Genomic DNA, 15120 nt, shown 5'->3' with positions numbered 1-15120 from the left:
CGATCAGGCCGATACGACAGGGGCGCGCCTTACTCGCCTTGCCACTGCATCTTTCCGATACGCGGGGCGTAGAACGGCGGCCACTTGACGTTGCCCGCCGGTTCATCGTTCTCGGGGGCCGACAGCCGCCGCGTGCTGATGAACGACTGCTCTCGCTTGTTGATGACCGGCAGGTACGGGATGTCCTGGTGGGAAACCCACGCGAGTTCCTCGACGATTTCCCCGACTTCGTCGCCGGTTGCCGTCGAGAGGTCGCTGAGTCGCTGCTGGACGTTGACCGACATGGTGCCGTCGCCGTCCATCGCCGGAACCTCGATCTCGTTGCCTTCCTCGCCACCTGGGTAGCTGTGGGCGTTGTTGTAGGCACGACCGAAGACCCAGTTCAGCGGGAAGTACGGGAAGGAGGAGCGCGCGTTGCCGGGCGACCACGGACGCGCCGCCATCTTGAAGTCGCCATTCGAGACGACCGTGTTGATGTTGTTGACACGGTTGATCTCCGCGTCGAATCCGGCGTCCTGGAGCTGTGGGACCACAGCCTGGGTCGCGGTGACCCAGTCACTCCAGCTACTCGGGACGACGACCTGGAACGTGACGGTCTCGCCGTCCATGGCCCAGTTCCCGTTGCCGTTCTTCTCGTAGCCGGCGTCCTGCATGATCTCGGCAGCCTTCTCTGCGCCACCCTGCATCGCTGAGAACTGGCCACCCACGTCGATCCACTCGTCCTGGACGTTCGCGGAGATGGCAGCCGGGGTCGGGAAAGCCTCTTTGACCTGTGCGCCCGCGGCGGTGACGACCTCTTCCCGGTTGATGGCGTGCGTGATGGCCTGCCGAACCGGTCGCTGCGAGAGGTGCGGCGCGACATCCTCGTCGAAGTTGAAGACGTAGCCGACGCCCCAGTAGCCGGGGAAGTTGTACTCCTGCCAGTGGTCGGCGAGTTGGGTCCGAATGTTCGACGGGGTGAAGATACTCATCACGGTATCCACGCTGTCGCCGATCATCGCCTCCCACTTGCTCTGGTTGCCCGAGTAGGTCGGGAAACGGTAGCGCTCGAAGTTGACGTTGCCAGCGTCAGGGTGCTCGGGGTTGCGCTCCAGAATGTACTGCTCCGAGTCCTTGCTCTGCTGTCCGAAGATCCCGGAGACGAAGTCGGGCTCCTGGGGCTCTCGACCCTGAATGTCACTGGAGACGCCGTCCTCGTTGTCCTCCCAGTAGCGCTGGTAGAGTTCGTCGTAGGGCTCGGCCATCTTCGCCTGCTGCAACTGCGAGAGGATCGTGAACTCGAGGATCGACGGGTTGACTTCCTTGTTGGTCTCGATCTCGAGGGTCTTTTCGTCGGGTTCGTTGAACGACTCGAAGACGTCCGCGAACGCGGCCCCGGTCGCGAGGTTCATCACGGTGTTGACTTTGATGTCCTCGGCGGTCACCGGGTCGCCGTCGGCGTAGTTGTGCGGGTCCCGAATGTTGATCGTGACGGTCGTCCCGTCGATTGACCAGTCTTCAATGAGCCGCGGGATCCACTCGTTTTCCACCATGTTGTACTGGGCATAGCGCTCGTAGACGAGCCAGCGCCCCCAGATGTTCGGCCACCCGGCATACTGGGCGTTCCAGTCGAGTAGGTCCATCGAACGGGCGGCGACGGATTTGACCGTGACGTCTTGGACGTCCGTTTCGCCACCGTTCTCGGTCCCACCGTTTTCGGTGCCACCGTTCTCGGTCCCACCGTTTTCGGTGCCACCGTTCTCGGTCCCACCGTTCTCTGTTCCAGTATCTGTGTCGGTTTCGCCGTCACCACACCCGGCGAGCATGGCGGTGCCCGTCACACCCGCTATCCGCATGAAGTTACGGCGGTTCACCACATCCTCGAACTTATCGGGAGAGTCCTCTGTAGCCATTGTCCGGGGAAAAGTCGATACCGCATCATAATAAATATTGTTATCTATCCATGTCAAGGGAGAGTTTATTTACCGGCCTATATGAATTATACCTGGGAATTGATCCGTCATAGACATGACGGGTCGACTAATCGACTGTGACGTGAGATGCATATAATATCGGAAACATTATATCGACATATCGGCGGTGATCGGTTTTCCGAGTCAGTCACCGGTCACCCGTCGTCGGCCGATTCGAGCCACTCCGCGGTGTCCGCTGCGAAGGCGGCCAGTTCCTCATCATCGGCTTCCTCGGCGACTGTCCGAACGGTATCGGCGGCGTCAGTCGCGCTGAGATAGCCAAGCGCTCGAAGTGATCGCGCCCGGAGTTGCGTCGAGCCGTCGGGGAGCGTGGATTCGACACGCTCGGCGATGCCGTCTGGGATCGTGTAGTCATCAGCCGCCAGCGTCGAGACGATCTCGATGAGGGGGCCGGAGACGATCTCGTTTCGGTCGTCCACGTACGGTTGAAGGGCCCCGAGGTGGGGGACGATCGCGTCGGGATCGGTTTCGGCCACCGCGACAAGTGCTTTAGCGGCGAGCTCTCGGGCGTTCTCGTTTTGAGCGACGTTTTTCCCGATCTCCTCGCGGACAGGATCGTCCGAGGCCGTAAACTGAGACTCCGTGGATTCGTCCGGAAGTCTTGGCCCCTCCTGACCCAAGGCCGCAACGAGTTCCTCGACGTGGTCGACGAGAGCACCGGGGCGCTCGAAGGCAAGCAATGCGACGGATTTCGCCGCGAGAAACCGTGTCAGCGGCGTTTCTCCGGTGAGTTCGCGGGTGAGCTTCTCGGCCCCCTCGGCGACGGCGTCCGGCTCGTCCGGGACGAGATGGCCGATGGCACCGAGCGCCGAGTGTTTGACCGCGAGAAAGTCGTCCTCGACAAAGTCGAGCAGGTCCGGGATCAGCGGAGCGATCCGCTCGGAGTCGACGTAGGCGACTGCTTGGCAGACGTCCAGTGCCCGCTTGCGCGTGATATCCTCGTCGGCCTCCAGGTACGGGCGGATGTCCGCGACCGTCACAGACGTCGGCTCCTCCTCGGCGCGCTCGACGAGGGTCTCGACGTCTCCCGTGGCGTCGGCTGTCATTACTGGGCTGATTTTTCGTGCGTGGACTTCTAACCTTTGTGATGTCGACCGTTCGATGCTCTCCCCGATCTGTCTCGTGGCGATTCCGCCCGAACCCCCCTGTATCGCCCAGGGGACATGTGACAGCCGAAAGTGCGAGTGGTGATCGACGAGAGTGACGGGACCACCGTGTTTTTGGCCCTACCGTCCAAAGGGGTTGGTATGTCAGCACTCCGCGATGCACTGTCGGACCTTCCGGACGCCGTCTTTGCCGACCTCCTGGAGTCGGAGTCGGCCTACCTGTTGGTGATCGACCTGCCCGGGGCGACCGCCGACACGGTCGACGCACAGACCGAAGGCCACCGGCTCAGCATCGAGGCGCGCCGAGCCAAGGACGTCCCGACCGACTTCGAGTACGTCGCCGAAGATCGATCGCTGTTCCTGGACGTGGAGCTTCCGTTGCCGCCGGACGTGGCGGCCGACGGGATCTCGGGTGCAGTCGACCGTGGCGTCCTCGAGATCACTCTCCCGAAGATGTCCGAGGCCGAAACCGAGCCGATCCCGATCGAGGACGCCTGAGGCGGGTGTCGAGTCGGTGTCCCTTCGCTCCTATCGACGGTTCCTCACCGTCTTCGTCGAGTTCCTGCCGCTGGCGCTGACGTACGCCCGCGACCGCCGCCGGTTCCTCCTGTTCGGATCGAGCCGGTCGGTGTCGTCGGCCCAGCGCCACGAGCGCGCATCGACGTTGTTGCAGTCGTTGCTGACGCTGGGGCCGACGTTCATCAAACTCGGGCAGATGCTCTCGACCCGGCCGGACGTCCTGCCCCCGGAGTACGTCACCGAGTTCTCGAAACTCCAGGATCGGGTTCCGCCGGCCGACTGGGACGACGCGAGGGTCGTCCTCGAGGATGAGCTCGGTCCCGTTGAGGAGCGCTTCAGCGACTTCGACACCGAGGCGATCAGCGGGGCGAGCCTGGGACAGGTTTACTACGCCGAAATCGATGGCGATCCGGCCGCCGTCAAAGTCCGACGCCCGGGTGTCGAGGAGTTAGTCCAGGCCGACCTCCGGGTGCTGCGGTGGCTCCTCCCGATCTTGCTTTACTTCGTCGATGACGCCCGGTCGTTCTCCCTGGAGACGCTCGCGGACGAATTCGACCAGACGATCCGCCAGGAGATGGACTACGAACGCGAGGCCCGGATGCTGACCGAGATCCGGGAGAACTTCGCCGGCGATGACCGAGTTCGTATTCCCCCGGTGGTTGAATCCCATTCGACCGAGCGCGTGCTCACGATGGAGTACGTCGAGGGCACGAAGATCAACGACGTCGAGGAACTCGACGAGAAGGGCATCGACCGGACGCAACTCGCGGAAACGCTCGAACGGGCGTACTTCCAGATGATCGTCGAGGACGGCGTCTATCACGCCGATCCCCATCCCGGAAACCTCGCCGTGCAAGACGATGGGACGCTCGTATTCTACGACTTCGGGATGAGCGGCAGAGTCGATTCGTTCCTCCAGGACCGGATCATCGACTTCTACATGGCCGTCGCCGAGCAGGACATCGACGCCATCCTGGATGCGCTCATCGAGATGGGGACGCTCAGCCCGGAGGTCGATCGGCAGGTCATGGCCGACGTGATGGAACTCGCCATCGCGGACGCCCGCGGGGAGGAAATCGAGCAGTACCGCGTCCAGCAGATCATCCAGAGCGTCGAGGACACGATCTACGAGTTCCCGCTTCGGCTGCCGGAGAACCTGGCACTGGTCCTCCGAGTCGCAACTGTCGTCGAGGGGGTCGCCGTCACGCTTGACCCCGACTTCGACTTCATCTCGGTCGCGACTGACTTCCTGCGCGAGGAGGGGTACCTCGAAGAGAGCGCCCGACAGTTCGTCTCCGATCGCGTCACCGAGGTTCGGGACGCCGGTCGGTCAGCCGTCAGGGTGCCACCGAAGCTCGAAACCACGCTCGATCGGATCGACCGCGACGACTTCTACGTCCGGGCGGACATCGAGGACTCGGACAATCTCCTGGATATTCTGGCGACTCGGCTGATCCTGGGGATGATCGCGGCCGGCGGACTCGTCTCGACGTCAGTGCTGTACTCACTTTCGACAGTGCGAGCCACACTGCTCGCCGCCCTCGTGACGACGGTGTCGCTGTTTGCGCTCTATCGGTCGTTCCGCAAGCGCCGGTCGATCCGGGCAACGCCGCAGTTCACCCGCCAGAAGATGCGACAGCGAGAGTCGAATGAGCAGACAGAGTCACCACCGATCGGGGCCGACGGACCGATCGACGAGGCGGACGCGAAAGTGGCCGAGGAAGATCGTTGGACCTGACGCGATCGAAACCGACCGAAACGCACCCCGACGCGTTCCAAACCGTTTATACTCGTCCCCGGATAATCCCGCCACATGGCAAAACAGCAGACCGAGGTTCGGGAACTCGACGAGGGGAGTTACGTGATGATGGACGACGAGCCGTGTAAGATCACGTCCTACAGTACGGCCAAACCCGGCAAACACGGCAGTGCGAAGGCCCGCATCGACGGCAAGGGCGTCTTCGACGGGAAAAAGCGCAGCCTCTCCCAGCCGGTCGACGCGAAGATCTGGGTCCCGATCATCGAGCGCAAACAGGGCCAGGTCGTCTCGGTCTCGGGCAACGACGCCCAGGTCATGGATCTGGAAACCTACGAGACGTTCACGATGCGCGTCCCCGAAGACGAGAGTCTCTCGCCCGACGACGAGATCGAGTACCTCGAACTCGAAGAGCAGCGAAAGATCGTATAGATGGCCTTCCCCGGCGTGAGTGCCGACCGGGAGACGGCCGACTACGCGGTCGTCGGTGCGCCACTGGACGTCTCGACGACGTTCCGGCCCGGCACCCGGTTTGGCCCCGCTCGCGTCCGGGAACTCGCGGCCACCTTCGAGGACTACGACCACCACACTGACAGTCACTTCACCGACTGCGCCGTCAGCGATCACGGCGACGTCGGGGCCGCCGGGGCTGTCGACGACGCTGCCGAGTATCTCACCTTTCTGGAAGGCGAACTCGACGACCTGCGGGCCGACGGAATCGTTCCCGTCCTGATCGGCGGCGAGCACACCGTCAGCGTCGCGGGCGTCCGAAGCGTCGAGCCGGATGTCTTCGTCTGTCTCGACGCACATCTAGACCTCCGGGAGGGCTACGCCGGCAACCCGTTGAGTCACTCGACGGTCACCCGCCACGCCCTGGAGGTCGCCGATCGCGCGGTAATCCTCGGGGCACGAGCCGGCAGCAAAGCCGAGTGGGAGCGCGCCGACGCCGCGGACGTGACGGTCGTCCCGCCCGAGGAAGTGAGCGAATGGACACCCGATTTCGCGGACGAATCGGTCTATCTCAGCGTCGACGTCGACGCCGCCGACCCCGGATTCGCGCCCGGCACCGGGACGATGGAGCCGTTCGGCCTGACGCCACGGGAGATCCACGACGTGGTTCGGTCGGTCGCACCCCACGCTGACGGCTTCGACGTGGTCGAGGTCAACGACCGCGACGAGGGCCAGGCCGCCACGCTGGCGGCGAAGCTCCTGCGAGCATTCGTTTACGAGCACGCGGCGAACGACAGTGAGTAAGTGCTCGGCCAGCGTCGAAACTGCGTAGCTTTTTGCCACCGCGGCCGCGAGTAGATCACATGGATCGACTGGCGTCGTGTTACTTCTGTGGCGTCGCGGTCGACGCACCGCTCGAAGAGTACCCCGTCGTGCCCCGCGATCTGCGTCCGTCCGTCGAAAACCAGCAGACTGTTGTCCTGTGCCCGGAGTGTCGGCGCAAGCTCTCGACGATCGTCGACAGCGTGGCCGCGGCGGCGACGGACCCTGACCAGACGACGCTCGCGGGGAGCAGTCCGGATGCCGTCACGTCCGAGAGCGCCGACGCCGCCGATGATATTGAGCAACCAACGGAAGCAATCGAGTCGACTGATGACCGTCCAGCGGATAGCTCGCTGATCGAAGGCTTCGGCCACGACGACGAGCCGTCGCTCATCGAGGTGGAAGGGACACCTGAAGACGACGAGCCGACAGCAGGTGACGTCGTGAGCAACGAGGATCAGCGAGAGGAGACGCCGGACGCTGATGACAGCAAAAGCGGAGACGACGACACGACCGATACAGGAGAGAGAGAGGATACAGATGACGAAGACGCTGCAGATACTGGGGACGCTACTGGAGAGACATCCGCTCAGGACTTCGACCGGTCGTCGTACAACCGCGTCGTCCGACTGCTCCAGAACCGCGACTTCCCGCTCGAAATCGAGGAGATCACGACGATCGCCGGCAGTGCCTACGAGATCGAGCGCCGCGAAACCGAGGCGATCATCGACGCGCTGGTTGATCGCGGTGTGATCGACCGCGACGGGAGTCAGCTGTTCCGGCCGGACAGCAGCGAGAAGTAACAGACCTCCACAACGGAAAACCTGAAATAGAACGCCGACAGCCGGGTTACGCTACCGCCAGCGCAGCCACGTACGCCTCACTGCTATCCTCCACTCCGACGTAGAGCCGCTCGTCGTGGAGCACCGGACCGGTAGCCAGGTTGGCGTCCTCGCCGAACTCGTGCGTCCAGACGTGTTCTCCCGACGTCGAGTACGCCACGACACCGCCGGCCACCCGCGAGACGTACACCCGATCTGATCCGATCGCGGGCGGAAACCAAGCAAAGCGGTCGAGCGTGACCTGCCACTCTTTGTCACCGGACTCGATGTCGAGAGCCACGAGCGGTCCGGAAACATCGCTGGACGTCGGCCCGGACGATCCACCACCGGCAGGGGAACCGCCCACCGCAACGGCCCTTTCATCCGCCACAGCCACCGCGTTCGCCTCCGGAAGATCGTACTGCCACCGCTGCTCGCCACTCGCGACGTCGAACGCTCGGATACCGTCCTGCGAGTCAGCGACGAGAATCAACTCGTCCGTGACAGCAAGACCATCGGGGGCATTCACCGCTTGCTCCCACAGACGGTCTCCGTCGTCCGCATCGAGCGCGACCAGCGAGTCGTCCGCATCCGTGAACACGCGACCGTCCGCCGCTGCCAGGACCCCGAATTCGCCTGCATTGAGGTCGACGCGAAAGCGTCGATCCCCGTCGGACCGATCGAATGCAGCAGTGATCCCGTCAGTCGTCCGCACGAACACCGCGTCCGACCCGACGACCGGCTGGGCCGCGTGCAACGACTCCGCCAGCGCGTCCGTCGGCGCGGACCACAGCCGCTCGCCGTCGGGATCGAACGCGACGGGTGGCCGACCCGCACAGACGAGACCCGGACCGGCACCCGGGCCAGTGGAAACGTGGCTGCCGGAATCAACGATTCGCTCGGCCCAGCGGACATCGCCATTCTCGGCGTCGATTGCCCACAGGGTGCCGTCGTCGTCGGTGGCATAAATCGCCCCGTCACCGACGGCCAACGGTGCGTTCAGCGCCGTGGATTCGGACCCGAGCATGGCTCGCCAGCGTCCGCTGACCGGCGAGACGAACGGAAGCGAGGCACATCCCGCGACCGAAATGGCGGCTGCGCCAAGGCCTGCAAGGTACGAACGGCGGGAGGGCATCGTCCCGAATTCTTCTCGATGAGTGATAAAATTCGGGGGTTTCGAGTCGCACCGATCAACCCCGGCCTCGCACGCGGAGATCGACCACGGGATAATGTTAGACCGGCCACCGACGCGAGTGTCGACCGTCCGCCAGTCGACCACAATCACTACGGCCGGCCCCGTCGAAGCCGACGTATGGACTGTCAAGAACTGTGTTCGCGCTTCGACGACCGACTCGACGTCGCCGCCTACGCCGGGATCGACGCCAGCGAGAACGGCCTCCAGGTGGGACCCGAAGAACGGGACGTCGAGCGGGTCGCGTTCGCCGTCGACGCGGCCGTCGAGACGATCGAGGGGGCAGCCGAGGCGGGCGCTGATCTGCTGGTCGTCCATCACGGACTGCTGTGGGGTGGCGGCGGCCGGGTGACCGACCTGCGGTACCGTCGCATCGAGCGGCTCCTCGACGCCGACATGGCCCTGTATGCCGTCCACCTCCCGCTAGACGGCCACCAGGATCTCGGTAACGCCGCCGGGGTCGCCGACGTCCTCGACCTGGGGAATCGAGCCCCCTTCGGCGAGATCGACGGCGAGTACATCGGCCAGCGCGGCCGGGCACGGGAGCCGGTTACGGTGGGAGAGCTCCGCGAGCTACTGTCGAGCGAACTCGACACCGGCGGTGAAAGCGTGCAGGTGCTGGATTTCGGCCCCGACGAAATACGGGACGTGGCAGTCGTGACCGGCAGCGGGACGGACTGGATCGACGAGGCCGCGGCGAAGGACGTCGACGCACTGGTGACCGGCGAGGGCAAACAGCAGGTCTACCACCGGGCGCGCGAGCACGGCCTCCACGTCTTCCTGGCGGGTCACTACGCGACCGAAACCTTCGGCGTGCGCGCGCTGGCCGGCCTCGCCGAGGAGTGGGGCGTAGCGACGACGTTCGTCGACCATCCGACCGGCCTGTAGCCGAGTCAAGCGCTGCCCGATGGACGGCAGGCCGATAGCAGGCGAGAAAGCGTTGTCCGGCCAATGCCCAGATGGGTGTGGGGACACGGACGAAAACAAGTACGTTTATTTATTGCTATGAACTAACACAACACGGTAGCGCTTGATACGGCACCGATACCGCTGAGCGAGATCCACGACGTGGGGCACAGTCGGGGGGTGAGTCGACGGCCGTGGGAGAGACATTAATAGCAGTACGACCGAGTAGCGGCCTCTCGGTCTGGCCCCTCACTGAAGACGAATGTCGTAGTGTGGCCGTCGATGCCTACCGGAGCAGACAATGACAATACGCAACTGCCGAACGGCGAGGGTGCGGAAAGCGAACCACGGACGGAGAGCCAGACCAAACCGAAACACATCGCGGCTAGATGTCCGATTGGGATCGATCGGGGGGAACCGCTGATGGCTGAAGATCCCGACCTCGACCTCTCACGGCGGAACTGGTTGAAAGCCCTCGGGGTGGCCGGGACGCTTGGGACCATGCCAGCAGGGGTGGCCAGTGCCGAAACAATCGTGGGTACAGGTGGGTATCACGATGGACCACCGGCGGGTGCTGATACCCACGAGTTCACGCGCCATACGACAACAGACTTCGGGGACGGGCCCATTCCAACGAACGACTGGTACTCGGTGATTGGTCTCGAAGGGATCACCGGAGAGGACGTCACGATCGCCGCCCATCCGCTCGCGTACAAGACCCAGCAAGCGGGCCTCCAGGTAGGGCATCCGACCGACTGGACGACAAGCTGGGACAGTGCCGACCAGGTCGGTGACGTGGTGATCGACGACGTCATGGACATGACGATCAGCCACGCCGACAGCGACGGCTACACCGACCTGGCGCTTTCCGATCACGGCGACTGGTCGGTCAGTGCCGTCTTCGGCGAGGGGACCGGCAGTGCCCTCCGGGTCACGATGGCACAGGGCTCACCGTTCGTCTACTGCGAACCCGCGAGCGGCGGGGTCGAGATCGAGTTCGGTGCCGCCGTCGACGTCTGGGCCCACGAGCAAAACGTCGTCGGGCTCACGGTCAACGGCAACGACTACGGGCTGTACGCCCCGGATGGCACAGACTGGGGTGGCGTCGGGTCCACGACGATGACGACTGGAGCCGAGTACTGCTCGATCGCCGTACTGCCGGACCGTAGCTTCCTCGAGACGTACGAGGACTATGCGTACAACGTCCTCCGGGACACGCGCTTTGAGTGGGAGTACAGCGAGAGCGACGCGACGATCACGACCACCTTCAACTTCGAGGTCGAAGAGCTCCCGGACAGCCCGACATCGGGAACAGTTGCCGGCCTCTTTCCCCACCAGTGGAAGTATGCCGCCGAGCCCACGCTCGATGCCACGTATCCGTCGGCACGGGGCGAAATGCAAATCCTCACCGGTGACTCCTTCTCGGTCGAGTACGGGTGGAACGGCATGCTCCCGTTCCTCCCGGATGAGGGGAGTTATGATCGAGCGCGCCTGGAGACGCGCCTGAACGAGGTGAGCGAGTCGATCAACGGCGGCATCACCCAGGACACCTACCGCTTCGGGAAGGACACCGCGAGTCGGATGGCGAAGTGTGCCGCGGTCGCCGATCAGGTCGGGATGACCGGCAAGCGGGACGCGCTCCTGGAGACGGTCAAGGACGGCCTCGAGGAGTGGTTCACCCCCAGCGACGAGGCGACGTTCTACTACGACGATTCCGTCGGGGCCCTCCAGGGATACCCGGGAAGTCACGGGTCGATCGCGGACCTCAGCGACCACCACTTCCACTTCGGCCACTACGTCTGGGCGGCGGCACGCGTCGCCCGGCACGATCCGGCCTGGGCCGAGCGATCGAACTGGGGCGGCATGGTCGAGGAGCTGATCCGCGACTACGCCAATCCGGATCGGACCGACGACCGCTACCCGTTCAACCGGAATTTCAGCGTTTACGAGGGCCACTCCTGGGCCCACGGCTCGGGCAGCTTCGGCCTCGGGAACAACCAGGAATCCTCGTCGGAGGCCATGATGGCCTACGCGGCGATGATCGAGTGGGGCGAATACACGGGCAACACGGAGATCAGAGACCTCGGGATGGCGCTGTACGCGATGCAGGCCCGGGCGATCCAGGAGTACTGGATGGACCGCGATCAACAACACTTCCCGGACGACTGGGAGGCGAACTTCGCCGGCATCGTCTGGGGGATGGGCGCGGCACACTCGACATGGTGGACGGCTGACAGCGAGGCCGTCTACGGGATTAACATGCTGCCGCTGTCGGGCTTCTCGATGCACCTGGGGTGGGACGAGACACTGGCCGAGCGGAACTTCGAGCAGATCGCGGCGCTCAAAGGTGGCGAGTTCACCTACTGGCCGGACATCCTCTGGATGTACCGCGCGTTCTCGGACCCCCAGGACGCCATCGACCGCTTCGAATCCCGCGCGGACAGCTACACGCCGGAGGATGCCCAGGAGCCGGCACACACGCGCTACTGGCTGTACACCCTCCGGGAACTCGGATCGCCCGATCCGACCGTGACCGCCGACACGCCGCTGTATACGGTCTTCGACGACGGCAGCGAGCGGACCTACGTCGCCTACAACGCCGACGACTCCGCGACGACGGTGACGTTCAGCGACGGCACGACGCTGGACGTGCCGGCCGATTCGATGGCGACGACCACGGGCGATGGCGACGACAATGGCGGCGAGGAACCGGCCGATCAGTCGCCCTACGGCGGCGCTCCCCACGCGATCCCCGGTCGAATCCAGGCCCAGGAGTACGACGAAGGCGGCCAGGACGTGGCCTACAACGACACGACCGAGACCAACCAGGGCGGTGCCGTCCGCACTGGCGAGTCCGTCGATATTGAGACAGTCAGTGACGCCACTGGCGGCGAGTACAACGTCGGCTGGATCGCCGACGGCGAGTGGCTTGAGTACACTGTCAACGTCGAGGAGGCCGGAACCTACGACGTGGACTTCCGGGTTGCCTCGCAGGTCGGCGGCGGCACACTCCACGCCGAGGTCGGCGGCAGCGACGTGACCGGGGCCGTCAGCTTCGAGGCGACGGGTGGCTGGCAATCCTGGACGACGGTGACGATCAGTGGCGTCGAACTCACCGCCGGCGAGCAGGTCCTGCGGCTGTCGATGGACGACAGCGAGTTCAACGTCAACTGGGTCGAGTTCACTCTCGAGGACGACGGCGGTGGCGAGAGTGGGGACGGTGAGTACGCAGGTACTGCGGGCGACGGCTGGTCAGCGACGGTGACACGGGTCGACGCGGAGCGTCACGAGTGGTCCTTCGAGCCCGCCAACGCGGCAGACTGGGCAGACATCCAGTTCACTGACCCCGGCACCGACAGCTGGGTCGGCTACCGGATGGATCACCGGGACGGCGACGACATCCACGTGCACACGCGCGAGACGGCGGACGACGGACCGACGATCGACTTCCGGTTCGTCTGGGACGACGGCGGCGACGGCCAATACGTCAGCGAGCGCCGGACCCACGAGTTCTGATCGGCCCATCCGCCCGCCGTTTTCGTTGTTTCCGTCCCATCGAGACAGGCCGTATCGTGAGCAGTGGATCGCATCTCTCAAAGGGAGCGCACCCGAGCAGCCGTCGATGGCGGGATTGGCATACGACGCGATCGAGAGCCACGACGACCTGGTCGCCTTCTCGCGGCAGTACGCCCGTGAGGCGCGTCGAGAGTGGCTGCTGGACGTGCGTCTCGACCTCGTCGAGTGGGACGTTTCGACGCGAGCGCGCCGACGCGCGGCTGCGGTCAAGCGACCGCGAGTGCCGGACGCGACGATCGGCGAGCCGATCGACTGGAACCGGGTCCCGGACAGCGACGGGCGACCGCTTCCCTGTACGGTCTCGCTTTCCTGGGAGGCCTTCGAGGCCTTCTCGCGGGCAGAGTGGGAGTCGACGCTCCGGCACGAACTGCTGCACGTCGAGCAGTTCCAGCGCGACGGGACGACCGACCACGGCGCGGCGTTCAAGCGCCGGGCGCGGGAGGTCGAGACCGACGTGCGGTGTCGAACGTTCGCCACCCCAGAGTGGCTGTTCCGGTGTGGCGATTGTGGCACGGAAGTCGCCCGGCGATATCGCGATTGTGCGTTCGTTCGAGAGTACGAGGCGTATCGCTCGGACTGTTGTGGAGCGGGGCTGGTTCGAAGCCAGCCCGAGTAGAGGGGGACACTTCTGACTCAGGGCGCGATCGTACGCTTCAAGCGCCTCGCCCGCCGAGAGTCGAGCATGACTGACGACCACGCGGACGATCACCGGGAGACGTTCCATCACGATCCGATCGGCCACGCCGAGGTGCGAGCCGGCATGACCGTCGACGAACTCGCCGACGAGTACGGCAACGGGGGCTTCGGCGCGAGTACGCTCCACGAGGCCGTCGACATCTACAGCGAGATGCTCGACGACGAGGTGACGAACTTCCTCGGACTGGCCGGTGCGATGGTACCCGCCGGGATGCGCCGGATCGTCGCCGACCTCATCCGGGACGGCCACGTCGACGCGCTGGTGACGACGGGCGCGAACCTCACGCACGACACCATCGAGGCGATCGGCGGCAAACACCACCACGGCGAGGCCGTCGCCGAGGACGCGACGCCCCGCGAGCACGACGAGCAGCTGCGCGACGAGGGCGTCGATCGCATCTACAACGTCTATCTGCCCCAGGAGTTCTTCACGACCTTCGAGGAGCACCTCCGTGCGGAGGTGTTCCCGGCGCTGGAGGAGGAGGGTGCCGTTTCGATCCAACGATTGACCGAGGAACTCGGCCGGGCCAACGCCGCGGTCAACGACCGCGAAAACGTCGAAGAGGGGGCCGGCATCGCCGCCGCAGCCTACGAGAACGATGTCCCGATCTACTGCCCCGCCGTCCAGGACTCCGTGCTGGGACTCCAGGCCTGGATGTACAGCCAGACGAGCGAGTTCACGCTCGACGCGCTGGCGGACATGACCGGCATCTCGGACATCGCCTACGAGGCGGATCAGGCCGGCGCACTGGTGGTCGGCGGCGGCGTCCCGAAGAACTTCGTCCTCCAGACGATGCTGGTCAGTCCGGACGCCTACGACTACGCCGTCCAGTTGACGATGGATCCACCACAGACCGGCGGGCTCTCCGGGGCGACGCTCGACGAGGCGCGGTCGTGGGGAAAACTGGAGAAGGCCGCCCGGAACGCCTCGGTATACGCCGACGCGACGATCACGTTCCCGCTGCTCGTGGCGGCGGCCCGCGAGCGGATCGGGAAATAACGCTGCCCGTGAAACAGGCGATAGTTTTTTATTATAGTGTTCAGAGGACTAGGTGTATCGGATCGAACGAATAGGAAACCGGGGTTACCAATACAAAATCGGGGGATATATGCATGGAGTCACCGGGAAACTCGTCGGGGACGAACCGACCGCGAATAGACGCCGAACACACGGACGAACAGCTGTACATCATCTATGATCGGGTGAACTTCGACGCCTGGATTCAGTCGGATTACCACGTCGACCGGACCGGTTGGCGGTGAGCGGGGGGAGTTCGCCGATCGTAACGGCCTTTGGGAACGC

General features: G+C 64.6%; 13 protein-coding genes. 10 read left to right on the top strand and 3 right to left on the bottom strand.

The features are described from left to right. Positions 1-29: 29 nt before the first annotated feature. Entirely contained in the window at positions 30-1892 is a 1863-nt protein-coding gene (locus tag HBNXHr_RS04680) for an ABC transporter substrate-binding protein (protein ID WP_275883348.1), read from the bottom strand. Positions 1893-2107: 215 nt separating this feature from the next. Next, complete coding sequence (locus HBNXHr_RS04675) at positions 2108-3019, bottom strand: hypothetical protein (protein WP_275883347.1); 912 nt, start codon at positions 3017-3019, stop codon at positions 2108-2110. A 201-nt stretch (positions 3020-3220) separates the two neighbouring features. On the opposite strand from HBNXHr_RS04675, the gene HBNXHr_RS04670 reads away from it, so the two are divergent. The 5 genes from HBNXHr_RS04670 (at position 3221) to HBNXHr_RS04650 (ending at position 7429) form a co-directional block, all read left to right on the top strand. Then, positions 3221-3577: an Hsp20/alpha crystallin family protein gene (locus HBNXHr_RS04670; RefSeq protein ID WP_275739916.1), complete on the top strand. Its 357-nt coding sequence runs from the start codon at positions 3221-3223 to the stop codon at positions 3575-3577. A gap of 16 nt (positions 3578-3593) precedes the next feature. Beyond that, the gene (locus tag HBNXHr_RS04665; protein ID WP_275883346.1) at positions 3594-5336 is read left to right on the top strand and encodes an AarF/ABC1/UbiB kinase family protein; all 1743 of its coding nucleotides are present in this window, start codon (positions 3594-3596) and stop codon (positions 5334-5336) included. Between the two features lie 75 nt (positions 5337-5411). Next, positions 5412-5786, top strand: coding sequence for a translation initiation factor IF-5A (locus tag HBNXHr_RS04660; RefSeq protein ID WP_275739912.1), 375 nt, complete (start codon positions 5412-5414; stop codon positions 5784-5786). Further along, positions 5787-6608: an agmatinase gene (speB, locus tag HBNXHr_RS04655; RefSeq protein ID WP_275883345.1), complete on the top strand. Its 822-nt coding sequence runs from the start codon at positions 5787-5789 to the stop codon at positions 6606-6608. 59 nt (positions 6609-6667) lie between these two features. Further along, positions 6668-7429 (top strand): hypothetical protein, encoded by a 762-nt coding sequence (locus HBNXHr_RS04650; protein WP_275883344.1) that lies wholly within the window; start codon positions 6668-6670, stop codon positions 7427-7429. Positions 7430-7475: 46 nt separating this feature from the next. Here HBNXHr_RS04650 and HBNXHr_RS04645 read toward each other — a convergent pair whose 3' ends face one another. Further along, positions 7476-8582: a PQQ-binding-like beta-propeller repeat protein gene (locus tag HBNXHr_RS04645; protein WP_275883343.1), complete on the bottom strand. Its 1107-nt coding sequence runs from the start codon at positions 8580-8582 to the stop codon at positions 7476-7478. A gap of 177 nt (positions 8583-8759) precedes the next feature. Between HBNXHr_RS04645 and HBNXHr_RS04640 the strand changes: the two genes are divergently transcribed. The 5 genes from HBNXHr_RS04640 to HBNXHr_RS04620 all read left to right on the top strand — a co-directional run bounded on the left by HBNXHr_RS04640 (position 8760) and on the right by HBNXHr_RS04620 (position 15080). Further along, positions 8760-9527 (top strand): Nif3-like dinuclear metal center hexameric protein, encoded by a 768-nt coding sequence (locus HBNXHr_RS04640; protein WP_275883342.1) that lies wholly within the window; start codon positions 8760-8762, stop codon positions 9525-9527. Positions 9528-9968: 441 nt separating this feature from the next. Next, on the top strand, positions 9969-13061 hold the full coding sequence (locus HBNXHr_RS04635; protein WP_275883341.1) for a glycosyl hydrolase: 3093 nt from the start codon (positions 9969-9971) through the stop codon (positions 13059-13061). Positions 13062-13167: 106 nt separating this feature from the next. Continuing rightward, complete coding sequence (locus tag HBNXHr_RS04630; RefSeq protein ID WP_275883340.1) at positions 13168-13737, top strand: SprT-like domain-containing protein; 570 nt, start codon at positions 13168-13170, stop codon at positions 13735-13737. Positions 13738-13803: 66 nt separating this feature from the next. Beyond that, positions 13804-14817 carry a deoxyhypusine synthase gene (locus HBNXHr_RS04625; RefSeq protein WP_275883339.1) on the top strand — a complete coding sequence of 338 codons (1014 nt, stop codon included), beginning with the start codon at positions 13804-13806 and terminating at the stop codon, positions 14815-14817. 113 nt (positions 14818-14930) lie between these two features. Beyond that, the gene (locus tag HBNXHr_RS04620) at positions 14931-15080 is read left to right on the top strand and encodes a hypothetical protein (RefSeq protein WP_275739898.1); all 150 of its coding nucleotides are present in this window, start codon (positions 14931-14933) and stop codon (positions 15078-15080) included. The last annotated feature ends 40 nt before the right edge of the window (positions 15081-15120 follow it).

Origin of the sequence: Halorhabdus sp. BNX81 (genome assembly GCF_029229925.1) — an archaeon.
Taxonomy (GTDB): Archaea; Halobacteriota; Halobacteria; order Halobacteriales; family Haloarculaceae; genus Halorhabdus.
The sequence above is the reverse complement of the archived record's forward strand: the minus strand, read 5'-3'. Positions and strand labels throughout refer to the sequence as shown.